At 67.2% G+C, this 23,445-nt stretch carries 20 protein-coding genes and 2 pseudogenes; 15 read left to right on the top strand and 7 right to left on the bottom strand.

Features of this window, described 5'->3' with window-relative positions; translation table 11 throughout:
* Positions 1 to 93: 93 nt before the first annotated feature.
* Positions 94 to 591 carry a DinB family protein gene (locus JAP66_RS22585; RefSeq protein WP_199433813.1) on the bottom strand — a complete coding sequence of 166 codons (498 nt, stop codon included), beginning with the start codon at positions 589 to 591 and terminating at the stop codon, positions 94 to 96.
* Positions 592 to 631: 40 nt separating this feature from the next.
* Entirely contained in the window at positions 632 to 1,258 is a 627-nt protein-coding gene (locus JAP66_RS22580) for a class I SAM-dependent methyltransferase (protein ID WP_199433812.1), read from the bottom strand.
* Positions 1,259 to 1,345: 87 nt separating this feature from the next.
* On the opposite strand from JAP66_RS22580, the gene JAP66_RS22575 reads away from it, so the two are divergent.
* Entirely contained in the window at positions 1,346 to 1,951 is a 606-nt protein-coding gene (locus JAP66_RS22575; RefSeq protein ID WP_199433811.1) for a helix-turn-helix domain-containing protein, read from the top strand.
* Between the two features lie 1,628 nt (positions 1,952 to 3,579).
* Positions 3,580 to 3,849 carry an energy-coupling factor transporter transmembrane component T gene (locus JAP66_RS33310; RefSeq protein WP_372449002.1) on the top strand — a complete coding sequence of 90 codons (270 nt, stop codon included), beginning with the start codon at positions 3,580 to 3,582 and terminating at the stop codon, positions 3,847 to 3,849.
* A gap of 69 nt (positions 3,850 to 3,918) precedes the next feature.
* On the opposite strand, the pseudogene JAP66_RS33305 reads toward JAP66_RS33310, so the two are convergent.
* A pseudogene (locus tag JAP66_RS33305) lies at positions 3,919 to 4,310 on the bottom strand (TIGR00366 family protein).
* Between JAP66_RS33305 and JAP66_RS33300 the strand changes: the two are divergent.
* Positions 4,236 to 4,730: pseudogene (locus tag JAP66_RS33300) on the top strand (MmgE/PrpD family protein); the annotation flags it as partial. The pseudogenes JAP66_RS33305 and JAP66_RS33300 overlap by 75 nt on opposite strands.
* Positions 4,719 to 5,402 (top strand): MmgE/PrpD family protein, encoded by a 684-nt coding sequence (locus JAP66_RS33295; protein ID WP_268963291.1) that lies wholly within the window; start codon positions 4,719 to 4,721, stop codon positions 5,400 to 5,402. The pseudogene JAP66_RS33300 and the gene JAP66_RS33295, both read left to right, overlap by 12 nt.
* Before the next feature lie 211 nt (positions 5,403 to 5,613).
* Here JAP66_RS33295 and JAP66_RS22550 read toward each other — a convergent pair whose 3' ends face one another.
* Entirely contained in the window at positions 5,614 to 6,345 is a 732-nt protein-coding gene (locus JAP66_RS22550; RefSeq protein WP_307849681.1) for an SDR family NAD(P)-dependent oxidoreductase, read from the bottom strand.
* The gene (locus JAP66_RS22545) at positions 6,338 to 7,516 is read right to left on the bottom strand and encodes a thiolase family protein (RefSeq protein WP_199433805.1); all 1,179 of its coding nucleotides are present in this window, start codon (positions 7,514 to 7,516) and stop codon (positions 6,338 to 6,340) included. Before JAP66_RS22545 ends, JAP66_RS22550 begins: the two co-directional genes overlap by 8 nt.
* Before the next feature lie 84 nt (positions 7,517 to 7,600).
* Between JAP66_RS22545 and JAP66_RS22540 the strand changes: the two genes are divergently transcribed.
* Positions 7,601 to 8,635, top strand: coding sequence for an alcohol dehydrogenase catalytic domain-containing protein (locus JAP66_RS22540; RefSeq protein WP_199433804.1), 1,035 nt, complete (start codon positions 7,601 to 7,603; stop codon positions 8,633 to 8,635).
* A gap of 21 nt (positions 8,636 to 8,656) precedes the next feature.
* On the opposite strand, the gene JAP66_RS22535 is transcribed toward JAP66_RS22540, so the two are convergent.
* The gene (locus JAP66_RS22535; RefSeq protein WP_199433803.1) at positions 8,657 to 9,292 is read right to left on the bottom strand and encodes a TetR/AcrR family transcriptional regulator; all 636 of its coding nucleotides are present in this window, start codon (positions 9,290 to 9,292) and stop codon (positions 8,657 to 8,659) included.
* Positions 9,293 to 9,422: 130 nt separating this feature from the next.
* Between JAP66_RS22535 and JAP66_RS22530 the strand changes: the two genes are divergently transcribed.
* Positions 9,423 to 10,607 carry an acyl-CoA dehydrogenase family protein gene (locus JAP66_RS22530; RefSeq protein ID WP_199433802.1) on the top strand — a complete coding sequence of 395 codons (1,185 nt, stop codon included), beginning with the start codon at positions 9,423 to 9,425 and terminating at the stop codon, positions 10,605 to 10,607.
* Between the two features lie 39 nt (positions 10,608 to 10,646).
* On the opposite strand, the gene JAP66_RS22525 is transcribed toward JAP66_RS22530, so the two are convergent.
* Entirely contained in the window at positions 10,647 to 11,831 is a 1,185-nt protein-coding gene (locus JAP66_RS22525; RefSeq protein WP_199433801.1) for a CaiB/BaiF CoA transferase family protein, read from the bottom strand.
* Between the two features lie 187 nt (positions 11,832 to 12,018).
* On the opposite strand from JAP66_RS22525, the gene JAP66_RS22520 reads away from it, so the two are divergent.
* From JAP66_RS22520 to JAP66_RS22480, 9 genes are all read left to right on the top strand, one after another.
* A complete protein-coding gene (locus tag JAP66_RS22520) occupies positions 12,019 to 13,017 on the top strand; it encodes an ABC transporter permease (RefSeq protein ID WP_235999263.1) in 999 nt (332 codons plus the stop codon).
* A 33-nt stretch (positions 13,018 to 13,050) separates the two neighbouring features.
* The gene (locus tag JAP66_RS22515; RefSeq protein WP_199433800.1) at positions 13,051 to 14,127 is read left to right on the top strand and encodes a sugar ABC transporter substrate-binding protein; all 1,077 of its coding nucleotides are present in this window, start codon (positions 13,051 to 13,053) and stop codon (positions 14,125 to 14,127) included.
* 88 nt (positions 14,128 to 14,215) lie between these two features.
* On the top strand, positions 14,216 to 16,423 hold the full coding sequence (locus tag JAP66_RS22510) for an ABC transporter permease (RefSeq protein WP_199433799.1): 2,208 nt from the start codon (positions 14,216 to 14,218) through the stop codon (positions 16,421 to 16,423).
* Positions 16,424 to 16,436: 13 nt separating this feature from the next.
* Positions 16,437 to 17,561, top strand: coding sequence for an SMP-30/gluconolactonase/LRE family protein (locus tag JAP66_RS22505; protein ID WP_199433798.1), 1,125 nt, complete (start codon positions 16,437 to 16,439; stop codon positions 17,559 to 17,561).
* On the top strand, positions 17,558 to 19,105 hold the full coding sequence (locus JAP66_RS22500; protein ID WP_199433797.1) for a sugar ABC transporter ATP-binding protein: 1,548 nt from the start codon (positions 17,558 to 17,560) through the stop codon (positions 19,103 to 19,105). The genes JAP66_RS22505 and JAP66_RS22500 overlap by 4 nt, the downstream gene beginning before the upstream one ends.
* An 8-nt stretch (positions 19,106 to 19,113) precedes the next feature.
* The gene (locus tag JAP66_RS22495; protein WP_199433796.1) at positions 19,114 to 20,133 is read left to right on the top strand and encodes a phosphotransferase family protein; all 1,020 of its coding nucleotides are present in this window, start codon (positions 19,114 to 19,116) and stop codon (positions 20,131 to 20,133) included.
* Positions 20,130 to 20,546 carry a hypothetical protein gene (locus JAP66_RS22490; protein ID WP_199433795.1) on the top strand — a complete coding sequence of 139 codons (417 nt, stop codon included), beginning with the start codon at positions 20,130 to 20,132 and terminating at the stop codon, positions 20,544 to 20,546. Before JAP66_RS22495 ends, JAP66_RS22490 begins: the two co-directional genes overlap by 4 nt.
* Before the next feature lie 28 nt (positions 20,547 to 20,574).
* On the top strand, positions 20,575 to 22,125 hold the full coding sequence (locus JAP66_RS22485) for a class I adenylate-forming enzyme family protein (RefSeq protein WP_199433794.1): 1,551 nt from the start codon (positions 20,575 to 20,577) through the stop codon (positions 22,123 to 22,125).
* Positions 22,122 to 23,378: an acyl-CoA dehydrogenase family protein gene (locus tag JAP66_RS22480; RefSeq protein ID WP_199433793.1), complete on the top strand. Its 1,257-nt coding sequence runs from the start codon at positions 22,122 to 22,124 to the stop codon at positions 23,376 to 23,378. Before JAP66_RS22485 ends, JAP66_RS22480 begins: the two co-directional genes overlap by 4 nt.
* The last annotated feature ends 67 nt before the right edge of the window (positions 23,379 to 23,445 follow it).

Here is a 23,445-nt window from a genome sequence, read left to right as displayed (position 1 = left end):
GATCAGACCAAGACCAGATCCACCGTTACCCGGACAGTCCCTCGGCGAACTCACGGCGCAGGTGCCCTGGCCGTTCTCGCGAGAGTGGTGGCGTCATCGTCCGGTCGCGCCGTCGATCAGTTCACGGAGGATGTCGGCGTGGCCTGCGTGGCGGCCGGTTTCCTCGATCATGTGGGTGAGTGCCCAGCGGACGCTGGGCGCGTGACGTCCTGGTCGCGGTCGAGGGACTTGTGCGGCCAGATCGGTGCAGCCGTCGAGCACGTCGTTCGCGCGTCCGACTGTCTCCCGGTAGCGGGCGACCACGGCGGCGACGTCGTCCGTCGGTGGGGCCTGGAACGTCGCTTGCCAGTCGGTGACGTTGTCACCGAGGAAGATCGAGCGCTCGACGAGGGTCAGGTGGTTGAGCAGACCGAGCAGGTTCGTACCGGACGGCACCGTGGCTGTCCGGGCCTGCGGTTCGGGCGTGCCGTCGACCTTCCCGGCGATCGAGGCGCGGAGGTAGTCGAGGAATCCGCGCAAGACTTCGGCCTCGCTGGTTCCAGTCCGGGGCGGCGGGGTGTCACGACGGTGGTTGCGACGCGTGGTGGGCACGGCGGACTCCTTTCAGTGTCCTGCGGCTCTGGCCGCGGAGTCAGGTGGTGCGGTGGATGAGCAGGACGTGGTCAGTGACCTCAGCGGTCTCCCCGGCTGGGCCGATCGCGGTCCTGCGGAGTGTGTCGGCCCGTTCGACCGTCCAGGCAGCCGTGTCCAGGGCGACTTCCGCGGCGACCTCCTGCGGGCGCGGGTACTGCACGTCGGGATCCTGGTTCCACGACCACGGCGCGGTCGAGCCGTGGTCGACGACCTGCAGCCGTCCGCCCGGGCGCAGTGCGTGCGCGGCGGACCGCAGGACGGCTGCCCGGTCCAGGCCGAACGGGGTGTGCAGGTAGTGGGCGCAGATCAAGTCGAATTCACCGTGCGGGAAGGACATGTACAGGTCATGCCGCAGGGCGGTGACCCGGTTGCCGAGACCCTGCGAGCGGGCGAGGGTGCCGAGCCGCTCGACCGCCACGGCCGAGATATCGACGGCGGTGACGCGCCACCCCTGCCCGGCCAGCCACAGCGCGTCGCCGCCGTCGCCGCACCCGAGGTCCAACGCGTCGCCAGGCGGCAGGTCGGTCACCGTCTCGGTGAGCCGGGCATTCGGCGGTGGGCCGATGGCCGGCGGTCGAGATGCGTGGATGCCTTCCCAGAACGTGACCGCATCGGTGGCGTTCATTAGTGCTCCTTCCGCCTGTGTGGACCCAGTTTTGCCAGTCGCTCCGCGGTCTGGCACGGAATCTTGCGGTTCTGGCAAGATGGCCCTGTGGACCACGAAATGGACGAGGTGCTCGACGCGATAGGGTCGCGGCTTCGCGCGCTGCGTCGTCACCGCGGCATCAGCCTGGCTGACCTCGCGACGACGACCGGTGTGTCGGAGAGCACCCTGTCCCGGCTGGAGAGCGGGCAGCGCCGGGCGAGCCTGGAGTTGCTGCTGCCCCTGGCTCGTACCTACAACGTTCCGCTGGACGACCTTGTCGGCGCGCCACGCACCGGCGACCCCCGCATCCACCTCACGCCGATCCGGAGGTTCGGGATGACCTTCGTACCCCTATCCCGGCGGCCGGGCGGGGTACAGGCGTTCAAGATGATCATTCCCGCTCAGCCGAAACCGCTCGAACCGGCCCTGCAGACACACGACGGCTTCGAATGGCTGTACGTGCTCAACGGAAACCTGCGGCTGGTCCTCGGGGAGCGCGACCTGAGACTGCCACCCGGTGAGGCAGCCGAATTCGACACCTCCTCGCCGCACTGGCTGGGCAGCGCCGATGGCGGCGTGGTCGAGCTACTCATCCTGTTCGACCCGCAAGGGATGCGTACACACATACACGCCGACCCGCATCGGCCGTCCCGCGGCGGAAGCCAGTGGTGAACTCAGCGAGAGGTTTCCCCATGTCGCTCCGGCATTCTCCCGTTGCTCGGGGAAACCCGACGACGATTGCGATGACAGGCCAGGGTATGCGGCGGAGTGCTGGTGCGCGGGTCGCGAGGTAGCGCCGGAGGGTCCGCGTCCAGAGCGAACTTTGCGCGTATGCACTCGATGCAGCGCTGAACGACCGTGAAGATGAGCCGGTTGCGTCGGACGATCGCCACCCGCACGAGGGGTCGCCGCACCGATCGGTCCAGCTGACCACGGTTTTCCAGGTCGACGTCAAAGCCGATCCCGAGGCGTTGCTTGTCCTCCCGATCGTCAATGCGATGCTCGACGACGAAGCACGCGCCACAACTATCCGCAGACGGAGAACCTAGGTTGCCGACGTCGGTCGTGGTGAGGTGGTACGGCTCAATGGACGGTCTCGATGTGTGCGCGTAAGGTGCAGCCGTCGGAACTGACCCACCCCATCCCAGTCGCGTACGTGATCATGGTCGTCCAGCGGGCGTCCCAGTCCGGGTGCGTCGTTGACGCGCGGGCACAGGCCGGCTGATGCCGTAGTAGCGGCACGTCATCGCGACATTGCCGGACACTTCCTCCACATGACGAAGGACCGCGAGGCGCCGACGCACCTCGCGGTCCAACACAGGTCCACTCACCCGGAACTCCCTATGACCAACAAGCCCGGGTGTCAACCATCTCCCGCAGTTTTAGACCCGCGTCAGTAAGTCGCGTCAACAATCCGCTCAGGGTAATAGTGATCTGCCAGAGCACGAGGAGAACACGAAAAATGGCTTCGTATTCCATCGCGGTCACGTGCAGGCCGTCGAGGCCGACCAACAGCCCGCAACGGGAACAGTAAGGTCAGTCGTGATGGCAGGGACGTCGGCGCCGTGCTCACGCCGGCATAGCCGCTGAGCCCAGTGCCGCGAGAAGTGGACGGCCCGGCGCGATTCACGGCTGATCGCCCCCGCGAGCGGAGTCATAGCGTTTCGGTCCAGCCACAGCTGGATTCGGCCAGCATCATCCGCGATGAAGGGGATAACGCCATGGACCCGACCACGGGCGACCACGACTGCGAGACCAGCAAATGCGCGGTCCACGAGTGTCAGGGGATGGCGTCGTCAACGGTGCGGCAGATCCACTCGGTCCTGAGCGGTGTGCTGAACGCGGCGGTTCGGTGGGACGTGCATGCTAGGTGGATGCGGGTTGCGTTCACTCCGTTCGTATACGGCGCCCAGGTGTCGCAGCTAGGTATGTCGCGTCAGGTGACGACTTAGCAACGCTACGCGCTCGCAAGTTAACGGTCGGCTTACGAACTCGATGTCGCTATTAGGTCTGCACGTTGCAGAATCCCCGCCCGGGGCAGCCGTGGCTGACCCGACGACCAGACGCGACTCCGGAGATCACATGCCAATCGACTTCAGCAAGATCAACACAGGCGTTAGTACTGCGCTGATCGAGCCGCGCGACATTTTCGCGAGTTTGCCCAACAAGCCGTGGCCTCGGCTGCGGGTCGAGCAGGACCAGGTCTTGAAGCGGTGGTTCGACCGGAGGAATGAGCGCGAGGTCGACGCCGAACCGATCAATGTCGTCGTTCTGGTCCCGAGCGATCGCACAGCTCAGGCATGGGTGAGCTATGCCGCTCACACTCTCCACGTAGGCGACATGAAGGAGATCGTCGATCGTCTGTCGAAATGCGAGCACATTGGACTCATCGTGCTGGTATCCGCGCGGTCCCGGTGGTGGTGGGATTCGCGGAGGAGATCCGCGACGCACAACGAGCGCGAGGCCTCACCACGAGCCCACGCGCATTCGCCGTCCCGCTGATCGTTCGCGCGCTACGCCACGCCGACACCCTCGCAAACGCGCTAGTGGCCCGCGGGCTAGCCGACTGAGCGCGCTCCTACACAGCCGGCGGAACGGTCCACTTGCGCTCGGGGCCGGCGTGGCAGCGGATAGGCGGCCTACCAGAACAGGAGGATGATGCCGCTGGCGACCAAGCCGACCCACACGCTCACGAGAATGCAGTAGCCCATGATGTCGCGCACCTTAAGGCCTACCAGTCCGAGGATGGACAGCGCCCAGAACGGCTGAATAAGGTTCCCCAAGCATCGCCCATAGCCACCGACATGGCCGTTTTCCCGGGATCGAGACCGAATTCGAGCGCGGGCGGAATCTGAAGTGGGCCCTGTAGCAGCCATTGGCCGCCGGCTGAGGGAGCGATCAGGCTCACGACCGCTCCGGCCCAGAAGCTGAAGAAGTTGTAGGTCTTCCTTTCCGGGCCGCCGTGCTCGCGAAACGCTCGATGACGCACCAACTCGACTTCGACGACACCCACGACAAGGCAGTCGTTCATCCCACGGCGAACAGTTTGCCCATCGCGCTAGCCATCGGCGAGCGGCAAGGTGCGGACCTCCAAACACTGATCGAGGCCGTCGCCGTCGGCAACGAGGTCGCCTGCCGACTCGGCGACGCCTTGACCGGACTTCTTTTCGACCACCCGTGGGTGCGTCCGCCCGTGCTCGGGATGTTCGGCGCGGTCGCCGCAGGCGCGCGAATGCTTCGGCTCACCGCACAGGAGGTCGCGAACGCGTGGGGGCTGGTGCTACCCCGCGTCGGCGGGACGCTTGCCTGTCTCGTCCAACCCGGCTCCTGGGTACGCACCATGCGAGACGCATTCAGTGCCGATTCGGCAGCACTGGCGCTCGAGCTCGCCCGAAGGGGAGTCAAAGGTGAACGCGAGCCGTTCGAGGGGCAGTACGGCCTGTTCCAGGCGTACTTCGTCGGTGGCTATCGGCCCGCTGATGTCCTGCGAGGACTTGGCGACTGGTTCACCGCGGAAGCAGTCAGCATCAAGCCGTGGCCATGCTGTCGCGAGGTACACGGCACGCTGACAGCGCTCTCCGACATACTGCAAACACACCACGTGAGCGGAGAGGAGATAGAGGCGATCCGTATCCGTGTGGGCAACACCAACCTCGAGCTCTGCGAACCCGGGCACCTCCGACGCAACCCACGGCACGTCACCGATGCCTTGTGCAACGTACCCTTCAACGTCGCAGTCGGAGCCCTCCACGGCTACATCCCGCTCGATGCGTACACCGCTGCCGGCCTGCGTGATCCGCGAGTCACCGCGATGGCCGAGCGAGTGACGTGGACCCACGATCCGGAACAGGATCGCGCGGGAACGCTCGAACCAGGCGCGGTCAGGCTCGATCTCGCCGACGGTCGCACCTACGAGCGAGTCGCGGAAGTCAGCCGCGGCCACCCCGACTGGCCCCTCACCTTGGAACAACTACGAACCAAGTTCCTCGACTGCTTCCACGTTTCCGAGTCCCTCAGTTCCTCGTGCGGTACCGACCTGCTCGGCCTTGTTCTCAACGGCGAACCTGAAGTCCCTCTCCGCCATCTCACTAGTCACTTGCGGCCCGAGTCGCGGATCAGGTAGCTCCCCGGACGCACAGTCCACTCGCATCGCGCAGGTCGGAAGGCGCTCTACTTCCGCGCCACCGTCGCCAGCCGGACCACCCGACCAGTCGCCGCTAGCGACCCACGTCCGGCATAGTCGACCACGTGAGATCTGGGCGCCAGCCAAGACTAGACAGATTTGAGTAGCGGTCGGGAACCACACGGTCGCGATTCCCGACCCGACGACGAGGTTAGAGGGACCAGCCACCGTCGGCCGTGAGCACGATCCCCGTGCAATAGGTGGCGTCTTCGCTGAGGAACACTGCCGCTTTCGCGATCTCGCCGGGTTCACCGAAGCGACGCAGGATGAGATCGTCGGTGATGCGTCGCCTAGCCCGGTCGCCGACGGCCGCGGTCATGTCGGTCTCGACGAACCCCGGTGCGAGGACGTTGACACGGATGCCGTCGCGGCCGGTTTCCTTCGCCAGCGACCTCGCGAAGCCGATCATGGCGGACTTCGCCGCGGCGTAGGCGGTGTCCCCCGCGAACCCGACGAGGCCAACAGCCGACGAGATCAGCACCACGCTTCCGCCGTCGCTCGCTTGCAACGCGGGCAGGGCTTCGCGGGACAGTCGCGCGGTGCCGCCGACGTTGGACTCGAGAACGCTCCACCAGTCACCGTGGTCGATGGTGCCGAGCCGCCCGCCCCGCCACACGCCCGCATTGAGCACCAGGGAGTCGAGCCGTCCCCACCGCTCGAGCACGGTCGAGATTACGTCCCGCGCCGAGTTTGGCTGCGCTAGGTCGTACTGCACTGGGAGCACGCTGTCGCCGTACTCGGCCGCCAGTGCCGCTGCCTCGGGACGTCCGGTGCGGTAGGTGCAGGCGACCCGTACCCCGCGTTCGGCGAGTTGCCGGGTGATGGCAGCTCCGATCCCACGCGATCCTCCAGTGACGAGCGCGGTGCGGTACGGCTCAGACACTGTCGACCCGCTCGATGATCGTCGCGTTGGCCATGCCGCCGCCCTCGCACATGGTCTGCAGCCCGAACGTTCCATCGCCGGCCTCAAGCGTGGTCAGCAATGTGGTCAGCAGTCGTGAGCCGGAGGCGCCGAGCGGATGCCCGAGTGCGATGGCGCCGCCGTGGGCATTGAGCCGTGCTCCGTCGGCGCCCGTCTCCCGCTGCCACACCAGCGGGACCGGGGCGAAGGCCTCGTTCACCTCGAACGAGTCGATGTCCCCGATGCTCAGTCCTGCGCGCTTCAATGCGGCCTCGGTCGCGGGGACGACGGCGCGCAACATCAGGATCGGGTCGTCGCCGGTGACAGCGAACGAGCGGAATCGGGCGCGACGTCGCAGCCCGAGAGCAGCCGATGCACGCGCCGACGCTATCAGTACGGCCGAAGCGCCGTCGGTGAGCGGGGAGGAGTTCCCCGCGGTGATCATCCACGGGATCCGACCGAAACGTGTTTCCGTGGCCGGATCGGAGAACACCGGACTCAGACCGGCAAGGCCGTCCACCGTGGTCCGCCCGCGGACGGTCTCGTCGGTGACCGCCGTTCCGACGGGGACGACCTCGTCGGCGAAGAAGCCGCGAGCCCACGCGTCGGCCGCCCGCGCGTGCGAAGCGGCCGAGTACTCGTCCAGCTCCGCCCGGGTGAGCTCGTAGCGTCGCGCCAGTAGCTCAGCGGCGACTCCTTGCTCGACCAGGCCAGGCGGGTAGCGCCGACGCAGAGACGGGCCGTAGGGGTCGGCGTCGCCGTACTGGCTGAACATCGGCACCCTGCTCATCGACTCGACCCCGCAGGCGATGGCGAGGTCGTACGCTCCCGCCAGCACACCTTGCGCGGCGAAGTGAACGGCTTGCTGGCTGGACCCGCATTGCCTGTCCACAGTGGTCGCCGGGACATGTTCGGGGAAGCCGGCGGCGAGAACGGCGTTGCGGGTGATGTTCGCCGACTGTTCCCCGCCCTGTGAAACGCATCCACCGATGACGTCGTCGACCGCTGCGGGGTCGATTCCGGTGCGTTCGATGAGCTCGGCCAGTACCCCGGCGAGGAGATCGACGGGGTGAACCGCGGACAGCGCACCGCCGGGCTTGCCCTTTCCGGACGGCGTACGTACCGCATCCACGACGACGGCATCGAGTCCCATGCAGCAGCCTCTCAATAGCGTCGTTGAGTACTGACTGATCGGTACACTATTCTCCATCACAGGTCGGTGTCAATTGGAGGCGGAATGACGACGATGCGTGCCATTCGGTTACGTGCGCCGGGTGAGGTGGAGCTGGCCCGTTTCGACGTACCCGTACCGCAGCGTGGAGAGGCACTGGTGGCCGTCGAGGCTTGCGGTGTCTGTGGATCCGACGTCCATCTCGTGGACGGTACGACGGCGGCGAAGCTGCCGATCGTGCTCGGGCACGAGGCCGCGGGAACGGTGTACAGACTCGGGCCGGACGCGGCCGGTCCCGAGCCGGGCACGAGGGTGGCGGTGCTGCCCTACGTGGGATGCGGCGGATGCGGGCGGTGCCGGGCAGGCCGCCCCCAGGCCTGCCCGCGCAGGCAGGTCCTCGGTGTGGACCGGCCCGGTGCCCACGCGGACTTCCTCACCGTGCCCGCGGAGTGTCTCGTACCACTACCGGACGAAGTGCCCTCCGCGGTCGGTGCGATCCTCACCGATGCGGTGGCCACGCCGTATCACGCGGTGCGGCGCTCGGGGGCCGTCGCGGGGGAGACGGCGGTCGTTCTCGGACTCGGCGGGCTAGGGCTGCATGCGGTGGCCCTGCTGACGCAGGTCATCGGTTGCACGGTGATCGGTGTCGATCCGCGACCGGCCGCGCGCGCCCAGGCCACCCTGTTCGGTGCCGCGACGGTACTGGACCCCGCCGCGCCGGACCTGCTGCGGAGGATCCGCGAGCAGACCGGTGATGGCGCCGACGTGGCGTTCGAGTTCGTCGGCGGACCGGACGTCGTGGGTACCGCGCTACGCAGCCTGCGCCCGGAAGGTACGTGCGTCGTCGTGGGGATCGGGCCCGAACGGCTCGCCCTCGGCCTGCGGCAGGAGACCCTCGTGGGGCGGGAGCTCCGGCTTCTTGGGAGTTTCGGATGCACCGCGTCCGAACTGACGGAGCTGGTCGCCCTGGTCGCGCGCGGGCGACTCGAGCTTGGCACGAGCGTCTCAAGGGCGTACCGTCCCGAGAAGTTCGTCGACGCCCTGTCGGAGACGCGGGAGAAGCGTGCGGACTCGGTGCGGGTGGTGGTGACCTACTGTTGAGTCCGCGTTCGTGCGGCTCGCTCAGGCGCGACCCGTCAGCTTGCGTCCTCCGCGCTTCGCGCCACGGGAGGTCAGTAGCTCGCCGTAGACGACGATATCCGTGAGGCGGTCGGCGACGTGCTCGGGGGAGAGCGGGCCTCTCTCCGCATCCAGCCAGACGTAGGTCCAGTTGAACATCCCCAGGACCCCCAGCACGGTGACGTGATCGGCGGAGCGGAAGACCCCCTCGTCGACGCCCTCCTGTAGGACCGCGGTGAACAGGTCCTGGTACTCGTCCCGCAGCTTCGCCAGCTGGCGAGCACGCTTGCCGGTGAGGGCGTTCATCTCCCGCATCACCACAGTCACCTCATCCCGCCGCGCGGCGATCGTCTGCACGTGCTCACGGGCGAGCGCGCGTAGCTTGTCGACAGGGTGCAGATCCGTGGCGACGACCCGTTTGCCCCGATCGAGCGCCTCCTCGACGTGGCGCTTCGACAGGTTGTACAGGAGGTCTTCCTTCGAGCCGATGTGGTAATAGAGCGCGCCGCGCTTGAGTCCGGTCGCCTCGCCGAGCTCCGCGACCCCGGTGCCGTGGTAGCCTTTCCGGGCGAATACCTCGGCTGCCACGCGGAGTATCCGCTCCTGCGTCGACTCGTGCTCGTCCTGTTGATTCGGCATGGTCCCGCCCTTCCCTACGTCGGCCGGTCTGGCCTTGCCGTCCCACAGTACCGACCAGTCAGCTTGCGGTCTCGCCAACCGCCCGAACGTGCCGATCCTCACTTGTCTCGAGCGAAGCGGTGCGTTAACAATGTACCGATCGGTCAATCGGGAGGACGAAGTGGACGATCAAGACCACCACAGGCTCAAAGAGCGAGTGTTTGCGGCGATCTGGGACGAGTTGGCTCCATTGGAGGCGGCGATCGAGGATGACGAGTCGCTGCCGTATGAAAAGATGTGGCCCGTGCTCGAGCGGGTGGGGGCCTTCGGCTTCCTGGTCCCGCGGGAGTACGGCGGTCATGGCCTGAGTATCCGCCAGTACCTCCCGATCATCGCCGAGTTCGCGAAGATCCAGGGCGCGATACGCGTGCTGGTGCACGTGCACAACTCGTTCGCACACGCCCTCTCCGAGCTCGCCGACGAAGACCAGCGCCGGACGCTGCTTCCCGGCTTGGCGAGGGGGGAGAACTCGATCGCCTTCGCTCTCACCGAACCCGAACGTGGCACCGGCGCCGACCTGGGTACCACCGCCCGGCGGCACGGCGACGAGTACGTGCTCGACGGGCGGAAGTGGCTGATCACCAACTCGGACATCGCCTCGCACTTTCTCGTGTTGGCGAAGACGTCCGAGGCCGAGGTGTCCTCGATCCTCGTCGAGCGGGACCGGCCGGGGCTCACCATCGAATCTCTCCCGGAGACGATGGGGTGCAAGGGCGGGCAGCACGGCGAGCTGACCTTCCATGGAGTTCGAGTGCCCGTCCGCAACAGGGTGGGGGAGGAGGGCCAAGGCCAGGCGAACCTGGAGCGTGCTCTCGAGATCAGCCGGGTGTTCATCGCGGCGAGCTCGCTGGGAACGGGCCAGCGCGCCTTCGAGCTGTCCCTGCGGCATGCCCGGCAACGGGTGACGTTCGGCAAGCCGATCGCGCAGCGTCAGGCGATCCAGCGCTACCTCGCCGAGATGGCGATGGACCTGCAGGCACTGCGGCTCATGCTGGAGGACTGCGCGGTCAAGTGGGATGCCGGGCAGCGAATCCCCGCGGAGGCTTCCCTGTGCAAGCTGTTCGGGCTTGAGGCGGTCGGCAGGGTGACTGACCGGGCTCTACTGGTGCACGGGGGCATCGGCTACACCCGGAAGCACCCGATCGAGCGACTGTATCGCGACGCGCGCCTGAACTGGCTGGAGGAAGGCACGCCGACGATCCAGCACCTCGTCGCCGCACGCGAGTTCCTCGATGGTCACTGGTGGTCCGACGACTTCTCGGGCGTCCGGCCTTGATCGACCGGTGGCGGCGGGAGCCCGCCGCCACCGGTGACATCAGTCGGGCTCGGCGACCGCGCCCGAGCGCAGTAGCGCGCTGATCTCCTCGATGCCGAACCCGGCATCCTGTAGCACCTGCCGGGTGTGCAGGCCCGGTTCAGGCGGTGGGCGTAGCGGTGCTTCCCCACTGCGGCTGAAGCGAGGAGCGGGCGCGGGCTGGGAAATGCCGCCGACCTCGCTGAACGTGCCGCGCTTGCGGTTGTGTGGATGCTCCGCGGCGGCGCCGACCGAGAGCACAGGAGCCACGCAGGCATCCTCCCCGCCGAGCAACTCACACCAGTGGCTTCTGTCGTGCCTGCGGAAAACTTCCGCGAGCCTGGTCCGCAGCTGTGGCCACTGGGCCGGATCGGCCTGGCCCGCGGAGAACTGGTCGTCGTCGGCCAGTCCGAGCAGTTCCAGCAGCCTCCGATAGAACTGCGGCTCGATCGCGCCGACGCTGAGGTACTGGCCGTCGGCGCACTCGTAGACGCCGTAGAAGTGGGCACCGCCGTCAAGCAGGTTCCTGCCCCGCTCGTCCGACCAGATTCCCTGCGCCCGCATGGCGTGCACGATCGTGGTGAGCAGGGCGGTGCCGTCGACGATTGCCGCGTCGACGACCTGCCCGCGCCCTGACGACCGCGCTTCCAGTAGCGCGCAGGTGACGCCGAACGCGAGCAACATGCCGCCGCCGCCGAAGTCTCCCAGTAGGTTGAGGGGGATCGTCGGCGGCCCGTCGGGTGGCCCCATGGGGGCCAGGGCGCCGGCGAGCGCGATGTAGTTGATGTCGTGTCCCGCGCGGGCGGCCAGCGGACCGTCCTGGCCCCACCCGGTCATCCTCCCGTAGACGAGTCGAGGGTTGCGCCGGCCGCATTCGTCGGGGCCGAACCCCAGTCGCTCGGCGACCCCAGGGCGAAAGCCCTCGATCAGCACGTCCGCGCCGTCCACAAGGCGGAGCAGGGTCGCGACGCCTTCGGGGTGTTTCAGATCCACGACCACGGATCGTCTGCCCCGATTGAGCAGGTCGAGCTGGGGTTCGACCGGATTGCCTGCTGCGGGGCCGCCAGGACGGTCGACGCGCACGACGTCGGCGCCCATGTCGGCCAGCATCATGGCGCAGAACGGGGCCGGCCCGATGCCTGCCAGCTCCACCACGCGGACGCCGGACAACGGTCCCGCCCCGGCGGTGCTCTCGGTACTCCGCACTATCTCACTCCAGACTGGTCGGCTCCGGGCACGGATGACAACGGCGGCGTCACCTCATCAGGTGACGGCCGCTGCCGGGTCGTGGGCGTCGGGCCTTCTCCATCTTGACGGCCAACGTGAGTAGTGTACCGTTCGGTCGGTACACACACCGACCGATTGGTACAGGCGTCGAGTGCATGGAGCGAACATGAGTACAGTGTCGGCGAGGTTTCGCCCGAGCGGGCTCCTGCGGATGTCGCAGGAACAGATCGTGCTCATGGTCGTGCTCGCGCTCTTCGTCGTGTTCGGCGTCCTACTGGACGGTTTCCTGACCACGAACAACCTGCTGAACCTCGTGCGCAGCGTGTCGTCGCTCGGAATCCTCGGCGTGGCGATGGCGGTCGTGGTGATCGCACGCGGCATGGATCTCTCGCTGGTCGCGTCGATGGGGGTCGCCACCGCGGTGGCCATCCAGCTGATGCAGACCACGGCGAGTACCCCGGTGGCGCTGCTCGTCGGTCTCGGTGTCGTAATGATCATGGGGCTGTTCAACGGCTTTCTCATCGCCTTCGTCGAGATCCCCGCCCTCTTCGCGACGTTGGCCTCCGGGTTGCTGGTCTACGGGCTGGCGCGCACCACCGTGCTGAACGGCCTGATCGCGCAACTACCGGGCGACCGGGACTTCGTGTCGTGGCTCGGCCAGGGCGCCGTGCTTGGCGTCCCCGTGCCGATCCTCGTTTTCGTCGCGGTGGCCTTGTTCGCGCAATGGATGCTGAGCAGGACACGCCCGGGCCGGTTCATCTACGCGCACGGCGACAATGCCGGCGCCGCAGCACTCACTGGGATCCCGGTGCGTCCCTTCACGACGCTCGAGTACATGCTCAGTGCCACGATCGGCTTTGTCGGCGGGTTGGTCGTGGCCGGATCGGTGGGTGGCCTGAACACACAGGTGATCGACGGCACGCTCATCTACGACGTGCTGCTCGTGGTGGTCGTCGGCGGAATCAGCCTGGTGGGTGGACGAGGCAGCGTGCTGAGCGTGGTGGCCGGCACGGCACTGATCGGTGTGATGCTCAACGGAATGACGATTCTCAACATGAACACGCACGAGCAGGACATCGTGAAAGGTCTGATCCTGCTGGGCGCGCTCATTCTCGACAACCGGCTGCACCCCCGTGACGAGGAGACGGTCCGGCAAGGCGACTGACCGCCGGACATCGAGAGGACAAGGAGGTCCTGAATGCGTAAGGCTCAACTGGCCGGTCTGCGGGGGGCGGCGCTCGCTCTGGTGGCCGGGCTCGCGCTGACGAGCTGCTCGACCGGAAGTGATTCCGGTGCGGAGTCCGAAGGGGGAGACCAGCTTCCGGCCACGGTATCGTCGAACGATCTGCGCAATCACGCCCTGGACAGCCTGCAGGGTGAGAAGGCTGCCTTCGTGCCGGTCGGCCTCGGCACGCCGCTCACCGAGGAATGGGCCCGGCAGATGAAGCGAGGCTTCGAGGCCGCCGGAATGGAGTTCGTCGTCCGGGACCCCAACTGGGACACCGCGAAGCAGGCGGAGGCCGTGCAGTCGCTCATCAACGAGAAGCCTGCCGTGCTCGTCGTGCACAACTTCGACGTGCAGGTCCTGGCGAAGCTGATCCAGCAGGCCGAGCAGGCCGGAATTCACGTGATTCAGATCAACATGGTGTCCAACTACAAGTCTGGTGCCTTCGTGGGTGCGGATACCATCGATCTGGGACGCCGTATCGCGACCGACATCGTCGCGGAGTGCGGTAAGGGTACGTCCACCTCGCACAAGGTCCAGATCGTCCAAGGGGACGCCACGTCGGGATTCACCCTGGACGTTATGGCAGGCGCCAAGCAGGTCTTTGACAAGCACCCCGAAATCAAGGTCGTGTCGACGCAGGCGGCGAACTGGGACCGCACCAAGGCGCACGACATCACCGCCACCGTCATCCAGCAACACCCGGACCTCTGCGCCAGCTGGGGTTTCTGGGACCAGATGCAGTACGGCGCCGCCACGGCCATCAAGGAAGCGGGCAAGATCGACCAGGTCAAGGTGTTCACCTCCGACCACAGCAAGATCACGTGCGAGGCACTGCGCGACGGGATGTTCTTCCAGTCCTACGGGTACTCGGTGCCGACGCAGGGCACCGACATCGTGGCCATCGCGAAGTATCTGCTGCAATCCGGACAGGCTCCGGGCACTGCCCGCATCGCCGACTACACACCGCTGGTCAAGATCACTCGGCAAAACTGGGACCAGCCCAACATGTGCTACGACGGCAAGAACGATGGTCTGTCCGTCTCCTGACGACGCCTCCGGTCCGGGACATCGCTGGTTCCGGCCCGGTGTCCCGGACCCGGTGGCGTAATTCGGAACCCTTCTGAGAGAGAGTCCCATGACGGCCAGTGTGACCTCGCGGCGGTCCGCACGCCGCCCACCCGAACGTAACGTGATCGGACCGCAGCCCATCGGCAAGCGGATCCGTGAACTGCGCCACCGGGCGGCACCGCAGCAGGTGTTCGCCGAACTCTTCGAGAAGCGCTGGATGGAACCGGCGATCCCGCTCGCGCTGCTGATCGCGGTGATCGTTTTCTTTTCCGTGACCACGCCCGCCTTCGCGACACCGGAGAACCTGCTCTCCTCCTCGGCGGAGCTCGCGGAGATCGCCTTCGTCTGTGTCGGCATGGCGATCGTGATGATCTCCGGCGGTATCGATCTCTCCGTTGGGTCGATGTTCGGCCTGTGCAACATGATCATGCTGCTGCTGATCACCATCGGCGGAGTGCCGGTCCTGCCCGCGATCGGTGTCACCCTGCTCGCCGGCGCGATTCTCGGTAGCGTCAACGGCGGCATCGTGGCCTACCTGAAGGCGCGACCGTTCCTGACGACGCTGGTCACGCTCATCATCTTCCGTGGTGTGCTGAATCTGCTCGACCTCAACTTCGCCGCGCAGACCGCCACCGTCTTCGTGACCGACCCGGTGTGGGAGTGGTTCGGTACGGGCAAGGTCGCCGGGATCCCCTTCAGCTTCATCACTCTGCTCGTGGTGTTGCTCCTCGGGCACGTTGTGCTCAGCCGGTCCCGGTTGGGATGGCACATCACGGCGGTCGGCGCCAGCAGGAGGGCGGCCAGGCACGCGGGGATCCGGGTGGAACGCGTGCTGCTGGTCAGCTACGTCTTCGCCGGGCTGCTGTGCGCGCTGGCGGGCATTTTCTACGCGGCGCGGCTGAGCAGCGCCAGCGCACGAGTCGGCGAGGGGCTGGAGCTCAACGTGCTGACCGCGGTCATCCTCGGCGGCATCAGCCTCTCCGGAGGCAAAGGCACGGTGTGGCGGGCGTTCATCGGCGCCGCCACGATCAGCCTGCTCGGCAAGGGACTCCTGCTGATGAACGTCGGAGGGGAGACTCTGCAGACGGCGCTCGCGATCGTGCTGATCGTGGCGGTCGGCCTGGACATCAAGTGGGGCAAGAACCGCGGCAAGGCGATTCAGAAGGTGTACGTGAACCCGACCGTGGTCGAGTACGGGCCACTACCGGATGTGCGCCAAGGCTCGGGCAGCCCGTTCGAGATCAACGACCGGCTACGCGACGCCGAATCCATCGGCGCCGGTGAGGTGGAGGGACCTGAGGACGTCGTGCTGGACCGGCAGGGCCGTCTCTACTGCGGCACCCGCCAGGGCTGGATCGTCCGCTTCTCCGGAGAAGGCTTCCGACACAAGGAGATCTTCGCGCGCATCGGTGGGCATCCGCTGGGGCTCGGCTTCGACTCCGACGAGAACCTCATCGTGTGCGTCGGCGGGATGGGCCTCTACGCGGTGGCGCCGGACGGCACGCACCGCAAGCTCTCCGACGAGACCGGCCGGACCTGGACGAGGCTGCGGGACGACTCGAGGCTGCGGATGGCGGACGACCTCGACATCACACCCGGCGGGCAGATCTACTTCAGTGAGGCGACCACGCGATTCGACATGGCGGACTGGGTCCTCGACGGTGTGGAGGGCAGGCCCAACGGCCGCCTCGTGCGCTACGACCCGGCGACCGGCCAGACCCGCACGGTAGTTCGGGACCTGGTGTTCCCGAACGGCATCTGCAGTGCCCACGACGGCGAGTCATTGCTGATCGCGCAGACTTGGCTCTGCCGGATCCTGCGCTACTGGCACAGCGGGCCCCGCCAGGGCCGCATCGAGGTCTTCATGGACAACTTCCCCGGATATCTGGACAACATCAACCGATCCTCCGACGGCGCGTACTGGGTCGCGCTCAACGGGATGCGTTCGCCCGCCTACGACCTCGCCATGCGCATGCCCACCTTCCGGCGACGGATGATGAAGCGAATTCCCCGGGACGAGTGGCTCTACCCGAGCATGAACCACGGTTGTGTGGTGAAGGTGTCCGATGAGGGCGAGGTGCTGGAGACGTTCTGGGATCCCGGCGGGGAGGCGCACGCCACCATCACGTCGATGCGGGAGCACGACGGCTATCTCTACATCGGCGGGCTGGAGAACAACCGGGTCGGGCGGATCAAGCTCGACCGTGGCGGTCCCCGGACCGGCGCGGACGGCAGTGCACGAACAGCATCGACGACCCCGGCGACCGTGAGCTGAGGAGGACGACCACATGCCCGGACGTGAGGCACTCAATCTGGTCAGGGAGTTCCTGTTCCCCGGACGGCATCGGGGTTCGTCGATCCCGCCGCTCGACGGTGGGCTCACCCCCAATGACCGGCTGGATGAGCTCGAGCCCGCCCACGAGGCGCCTGTCCAGGAACCCGACGACGTGGTCCTGGACGCCGACGGGAGCCTCCTGGTCACCAGCGGGCGTTCCCTGTTGCGACTGTCCGGACCACGATTCCGGGACAGGAGCGTGGTCGCGAGCTTCGACGGCGAGGCCGGCGCGATCGCACGGGACGGCGACGGCGGGGTGTTCGTCTGCGTGGCAGGCGCCGGGCTGCTGCGAGTCGGGCCGGATGCGACGACCACCGTGGTCACGGACGTCGCCGACGACGGTCAGCCGGTCCAGTGCCCCACGGGGGTCGCCGTCGCCGGGGACGGAACGGTGTATCTCACGGACGGGTCGAAGCGGCACCACGGTGGAGACTGGGTCCGCGACCTGATGGAGCTGAACGCCCTCGGCAGGCTGCTGCGCTGCCCACGCTCGGGCGGGCGTGCGCAGGTGCTGGCCGATGGCCTGCGCTATCCGAGTGGCTTGTGCCTTTCCCCCGAGGAGGACGCGCTCGTCGTCTCGGAGGCCTGGGCTCACCGGCTCGTCCGCTACCCGCTGGCGGACATCCGTTCGCCCGAGCAGATACGGGCCAACCTTCCCGGCTATCCGGGCCGGATCGCGCCCGCGGCGGACGGTGGCTACTGGCTCGCTGTCTTCGCCTTACGCACGCAGCTGGTCGAGTTCGTGCTGACTCAGCGCGACTACGTGGAGCAGATGATGCGCATCATCGAGCCCGACTACTGGATCCGACCGGCCTTGCGCACGCTCAACTCGGGTCTGGAGCCGTTGCAGGGCGGACAGATCCGCAAGCTGGGTGTCATCAAACCGTGGGCGCCGCCCAGATCCTACGGGCTGGTGGCCCGGATCGAGGAGGACGGGCACGCCCAGTCGAGCCTGCACAGTAGGGGCGGCGCCAACCGTCACGGGGTGACCTCCGCCCGGCAGTTCGGCGACCGGCTGCTGATCGCGGCGCGCGGCGGGGACCTGGTGCTGGAATCGACCGTGGGAGGGATGCGATGAGCAACGCCATCGCCGATGCCGTGGGAGGTGCCCTGGAAAGCACCGGTTCCGCCCTCGTCGAGATGAGTAGCGTGACCAAGACCTATCGCGGGGTGCACGCCATCCACGAGATCGATTTCGACCTCGTCGCCGGTGAGGTGCACGCCCTCGTCGGTGAGAACGGTGCTGGCAAGTCCACGCTCTGCAAGATCCTCGCCGGCGCGGTCCAACCCTCCGAAGGGCAGCTGCGGATCTGTGGGAGTCAGGTGAACTTCCGCAGGCCGCACGACGCGCTCGAGCACGGCATCGCCATGGTTTACCAGGAGACCAGCCTGGTGCCCACGATGACCGCGGCGCAGAACATCGAACTGGGTCACGAGAAGCTGCTCACCCGGTTCCGCTCGCTGAACATCGGTGCCCAGCAGTTGCTGCAGTCGATGAACTTCCACGTGGACCCCACCGCCTACGTCTCCACGCTCGGTGCCGCCAAGAAGCAGATGGTCGAGATCGCCAGGGCACTCCGGTCGCAGGCGCGGATAGTCATCTTCGACGAGCCGACCGCGAGCCTCACGCCCGAGGAGACGTTGCACTTGTTCGACGTCATCGCCGAACTTCGTGCGGCGGGCCTCGGGGTGATCTACGTGTCGCACGCGCTGGAAGAGTCCCTGCAGATCGCGGACCGGGTCACGGTGCTGCGGGACGGCGAGCGGGTCGCCACGGTGGACACCGCACGGACGAACCGGGAGGAGATCATCCGCTACATGGTGGGCCGGTCGCTGGGCAGCGGTCCCGAGCGGACCGTCCCGGGCACCGGCGCCCCGGCGCGTAAGCGAAAGGTGCTCGAGGTGGAGAACCTGATCCTCGGCAACGTGGTGCGCAACATGTCCTTCTCCGCCTATGCGGGGGAGGTGCTCGGAATCGCGGGCCTGATCGGGAGTGGGCGCACGGAGACCGCGAAGATCATTACCGGGATGCTGAAACGGAACCGTATCCACGGCGGTCGAGTGCTGCTCAACGGTCGCCCGGTCCGCTACCGGGTGCCCAAGCAGGCCATCGACGACGGCATCGTCTACATCACGGAGGACCGCAAGCTCGACGGCTTCTTCGAGACGATGACGGTGGCCGAGAACCTCTACCTCGGCCACCTCGCTTCCCGCAACGGCAGGCGTAGTTGGCTGCTCTCCCGGCGTAAGCGGGAACAGATCGCGCGGGAGTGGTCGCACCGGTTGCGCATCAAGGCCATCGACGCGGACGCGAAGGTGGTGGAGCTTTCCGGCGGCAACCAGCAGAAGCTCACCGTCGGCAAGTCCCTGGTGCAGGAACCCGAGGTGGTGATCTTCGACGAGCCCACCCGGGGGGTGGACGTCGGGGCCATCGAGGAGATCCACCAGCTGATCCGGCAGCTGGCCGATGACGGCAAGGCGGTCATCGTCATCTCGTCTTACCTGCCCGAGGTTCTCACGATCTCGGATCGCATCCTGGTCACTCGCTTCGGGCGAACGGTCGCGGAGTTCAGCCGCGAGGAGGCGACGCAGGAGAAGATCATGTACGCGGCGATCTTCTAGGCGGCGACATGGGAATCAGCGACTGCCCGCGCGAACGGATCGAGCGGCGCTTCACCGAGCGGCTGGACGAACCCGTCCACCTCGCGCACCGGAGCATCGCCGGAGAGGGGCTCTCGGACGAGACCGCGATCCTGGATTTCGATCGTCCCTCCGGCGAACCGCTACGACTCGTCGTGCGGTTGTTCCGTCCCGGCACGGTCGCCCGGCACGAGGTCAGGCCGGAGCGCTTGCACCGGTTGCTCACCACGTTGTCCGTCGCGGGGCTGCCGGTGCCGCGCCCGTTGTGGTTCGATCCCGACCCCGAGCTGTTCGGAGGTCCGTACTCGGTCGTGTCGTGGCAACCCGGATCCGCGGTCGTGCCGTGGTCGCCGGAAGGACGGGCCTACCTCGCCGAGGCCGGGCGCGGGCCGATCGGGGACCTGTTCGTGCGGCTGCTCGCGGACATCCACGCCGTCGACTGGCGCGCCCTCGATCTGGGCTTCCTCGGCGTCCCCGGCCCTGGGCGGGGATTCGCCGAGGCCAGGGTCGCCGAGTTGGAGCGTTACCTGCGGCGGGTTCGTGTGGAACCCGAGCCGCTCCTGGTCGATGCACTGGGTCTTTTGCGCAACCAGATCCCACCCTCCGCGCGAACGGCATTGGTGCACGGCGACTATCGCACCGGCAACCTGCTCTTCGAAGACGACCGCGTCACCGCAGTGCTCGACTGGGAGTTCGCCGCCCTCGGTGACCCCCTCTACGACCTCGGCTGGGTGTGCTGTCCCTCCAACCGGATCGGCACTGAGCTAGTCTGCATGCTGCTGCCCGAGGAGACGCTGCTCACGCGCTACGAGCGTTGCACCGGCACGACGGTGAACCGCACTGCACTCCGGTTCTGGGTTCTCTTTCACCAGGTGCGGCATGCCGTGATGTGGCTTGAGGCCGGGCACTCATTCGAGAGTGGAGCGACCGACGATCTCCGGCTCGCCCGCATGCACTACACCATGCCGATCATGCGCCGGATGGTCGCCGACCTGCTCGAGGCCGCGTGATCACGCCGGAGCGGGCGCTACTCGCCATCCGGCAGGAGCTCCTGGCCCGCGTGTTGCCCGCCGTCACGGACCAGCGCGCCCGTTCGTCCGTGGTCGCCGCCGCCGGGATCTTGGGTGAGCTCGTACTGCAGACGCGGGAGGACGACGAGTGGGCGGCGCGCTCGGCAGAGCAGCTGGAGACCGCCGTGCACCGCTGGCGCGAAGCAGGTCCGGAAATCGTGTGCACCGCGCTCGATTCGCCGAGTGGCACGGCGCCGGCGACGCCGTCCGGGCGGCGCGTCGCGGCGCTGGAGGCGGTGGAGCGGCTGGTCGCCCGGTTGTGGCAAGAGCCCGAGCCCAGCATGGAACTGTTGCGCGACATCAGGACCGTGCTCCGTGCCGACCTCGACGAACAGCTCAAACGCATACGCTGAGAACCCACCTCCGCCCGAAGGGAACATCATGGACAGCTATACGGTGGCCGAGCTGCTCCGCAAACCGCGCACTGCCCATCGCGTCAACGAGAACCGGGTCGCAGTCGTCTGCGGGGACACCCGGCTGACCTACGACGAACTCGATGAACGCTCGGACCGGTTGGCGGCCGCCCTCGCGGCCGAGGGATTCGTCAAGGGCGAACGCGTCGGTGTGCTCATGTACAACCGGGTCGAATGGCCGGAAATCTTCTTCGCGGTCGCGAAGCTCGGTGGTGTGGTCGTGCCGGTGAACTACCTGCTCAAGCGCCAGGAGGTCGAGTTCATCCTGGACGACTGCGGTGCCTCCTGGCTGGTGTTCGAGGAAGGGTTACGCTCGATCGTGCCCTTCGCCGGTGACGGCGCGAGCGATCGCCGCTACGTCGGTGTCGCCACCGGGAAGTCCGAGGGCGGGGTACTCGACTACGCGGAGTTGATGGAGTCCGGGCGTACGGCGGCCGCACCCACTTCGGCCATCCGTGCGGACGACCTCTTCCTGTTGCAGTACACCTCGGGCACCACCGGCGTTCCCAAAGGTGCCATGCATTCCCACGCGACCGTGCTGTGGAACTCATTTCACCAGGTCGTCGACTACGGCATCACTTCCGACGAGGTGTTCCTGGTGGTGCCGGCGCTGTGCTGGGCGGCAGGATTCCACGACATCGCACTGGCCACGCTGTGGATGGGCGGCCGGGTGGTACTCAGTCCGAGCACCGGCTTCGAGCCGGAGCGCTTCTTCTCCACTGTGGAACGGGAGCGGATCACCTCGGCACTGCTGGTGCCTACGGTGCTCAAACGGGTGCTGGCGGATCCGGCGTTCGACCGATTCGATCTCTCGTCGCTGCGCATCATCTGCAGTGGCGGGGAACCAGTACCGATCACCGCCATCCAGGACGCCCGCCGCAAGCTTCCTACGTGCGCATTGCTGCAGTGCTACGGCATGAGCGAGTTCCCCACCATGATGCTCTACCTCGACGGTCCGAACGCCGAGCGTAAGATCGGCTCGGCCGGGAGGGCGTGCAGCGCGGCCGAGATTCGCATCGTCGACGAGAAGGGACAGGACACCCCGGTGGGTGCCGTCGGCGAGATCATCTGCCGCTCGCCGGCCACCATGCTCGGCTACTACGGGAGGCCGGAGGCGACGGCGAGCACGCTCGTCGACGGCTGGCTACACACCGGAGATCTTGCTCAGGTGGACGACGAGGGCTTCGTCTACATCTCGGGCAGGTCCAAGGACATGATCATCACGGGTGGGCTCAACGTGTATCCCGCCGAGGTCGAGCGGGTTATCGCTCAGCACCCGGCTGTGCTGGAGGCAGCGGTCGTCGGGGTCGAGGACCCGCGCTGGGGCGAGGTGGGAGACGCGCTCGTGGTGCTCGCCCCCGAAGCCGCGCTGGACGAGGAGGAGCTGGTGGGTTATCTCAGGGAGAACCTGGCCAACTACAAGATCCCCCGGAAATACAGCTTCACTCGGGATCCGCTGCCGCGGACGACGTCGGGGAAGGTCCAGAAGTTCAAGGTACGGGAGAGGATGAGCGCATGAGTTGGGACTTCGCCACGGATGCCGAGTTCGCGCGCGAGCTGTCCTGGATGCGCCGGTTCGTCGAGGAGTGGGTCTACCCGCTGGAGACCCTCGACCTCGACGACGAAGGGCTTCTGCGTGCACTGGCGCCGCTGCAGGAGGAGGTGAAGCGCCGCGGCCTGTGGGCCGCGCATCTCGACCCTGAACTAGGCGGACGCGGCTTCGGTCAGGTCAAGCTCGGGCTCATGCACGAGATCATCGGGCGGTCACGGTTCGGGCCGCCCGTGTTCGGCAACCAGGCTCCGGACTCGGGTAACAGCGAGATCATCGCCAGGTTCGGTACGGCGGCGCAGCGAGAGCAATTTCTCTACCCTCTTCTCGAGGGGAAGATCCGCTCCGCCTATGCGATGACCGAACCGGAGGCGGGTGCCGATCCCACCCTGCTGCGTACGACCGCGGTCCGAGACGGCGAGGACTGGGTGCTGGACGGGAGCAAGTGGTTCATCACCAATGCCTCCATCGCCGACTTCTTCATCGTCATGGCCGTGACGGACCCCGATGCGGAATCCCGCCGGCGGGCCACCCAGTTCCTGGTACCCGCGGGGACACCCGGGCTTATCGTCGAGCGCGATCTCGGGTCGATGGAGGACCCCTGCCCGCGGCCCCGGCGGCTCGACAATCACGCGGAGGTGTCGCTGGCCGGTGTCCGCGTGCCGGGCACGGCGATGCTCGGCGAGCGTGGCGCCGGCTTCGCGATCGCGCAGAGCAGGCTTGGTCCCGGCCGCATCCACCACTGCATGCGGTGGGTCGGGCAGGCCCAGCGTGCACTGGACATGCTGTGTGAGCGCGCGCTCTACCGCTACAGCCATGGTTCACTCCTGGCCGACAAGCAGACGGTCCAGAACTGGATCGCCGACTCGTGGACCGAGCTGGGTGCCCTGCGGCTGCTGACCCTCCAGGCCGCATGGATCATCGACCACGAGGGTGTCGCCGCCGCGCGCACCCAGATCAGCGCGATCAAGTTCTGGGGCGCCAAGGTGCTGCATGACGTGATCGACCGGGCATTGCAGGCGCACGGCTCGCTCGGCTTCTCGGCCGACCTGCCGTTGGAGGACATGTACCGGCGCGCGCGGGCGGCGCGCATCTACGACGGACCGGACGAGGTGCACCGCCAGGTCGTCGCGCGCCGGGTCCTGCGCGAGTACTCCGCGCCAGCGGACCGGGTGCCGACCGAGCACGTGCCCACTCGCCGAGCAGCAGCTCAGCGCAAGTAGCACGCCGTGGTTCGAAAGTTGCCAGTACCTGCCATGGCAAGTGCGAATTTGAGGCCCGAGGCCGGCG

The sequence above is a fragment of the Qaidamihabitans albus genome (genome assembly GCF_016464705.1).
Lineage (GTDB): Bacteria > Actinomycetota > Actinomycetes > Mycobacteriales > Pseudonocardiaceae > Qaidamihabitans > Qaidamihabitans albus.
The sequence above is the reverse complement of the archived record's forward strand: the minus strand, read 5'-3'. Positions and strand labels throughout refer to the sequence as shown.

Coding starts and splice junctions, on each gene's coding strand:
- JAP66_RS22505 (WP_199433798.1), top strand. CDS start 16,437: ATGCCCGGACGTGAGGCACTCAATCTGGTCAGGGAGTTCCTGTTCCCC.
- JAP66_RS22510 (WP_199433799.1), top strand. CDS start 14,216: ATGACGGCCAGTGTGACCTCGCGGCGGTCCGCACGCCGCCCACCCGAA.
- JAP66_RS22535 (WP_199433803.1), bottom strand. CDS start 9,292: ATGCCGAATCAACAGGACGAGCACGAGTCGACGCAGGAGCGGATACTC.
- JAP66_RS22530 (WP_199433802.1), top strand. CDS start 9,423: ATGTACCGATCGGTCAATCGGGAGGACGAAGTGGACGATCAAGACCAC.
- JAP66_RS33310 (WP_372449002.1), top strand. CDS start 3,580: ATGGGTGAGCTATGCCGCTCACACTCTCCACGTAGGCGACATGAAGGA.
- JAP66_RS22485 (WP_199433794.1), top strand. CDS start 20,575: ATGGACAGCTATACGGTGGCCGAGCTGCTCCGCAAACCGCGCACTGCC.
- JAP66_RS22580 (WP_199433812.1), bottom strand. CDS start 1,258: ATGAACGCCACCGATGCGGTCACGTTCTGGGAAGGCATCCACGCATCT.
- JAP66_RS22540 (WP_199433804.1), top strand. CDS start 7,601: ATGACGACGATGCGTGCCATTCGGTTACGTGCGCCGGGTGAGGTGGAG.
- JAP66_RS22545 (WP_199433805.1), bottom strand. CDS start 7,516: ATGGGACTCGATGCCGTCGTCGTGGATGCGGTACGTACGCCGTCCGGA.
- JAP66_RS22515 (WP_199433800.1), top strand. CDS start 13,051: ATGCGTAAGGCTCAACTGGCCGGTCTGCGGGGGGCGGCGCTCGCTCTG.
- JAP66_RS22520 (WP_235999263.1), top strand. CDS start 12,019: ATGAGTACAGTGTCGGCGAGGTTTCGCCCGAGCGGGCTCCTGCGGATG.
- JAP66_RS22500 (WP_199433797.1), top strand. CDS start 17,558: ATGAGCAACGCCATCGCCGATGCCGTGGGAGGTGCCCTGGAAAGCACC.
- JAP66_RS22480 (WP_199433793.1), top strand. CDS start 22,122: ATGAGTTGGGACTTCGCCACGGATGCCGAGTTCGCGCGCGAGCTGTCC.
- JAP66_RS22495 (WP_199433796.1), top strand. CDS start 19,114: ATGGGAATCAGCGACTGCCCGCGCGAACGGATCGAGCGGCGCTTCACC.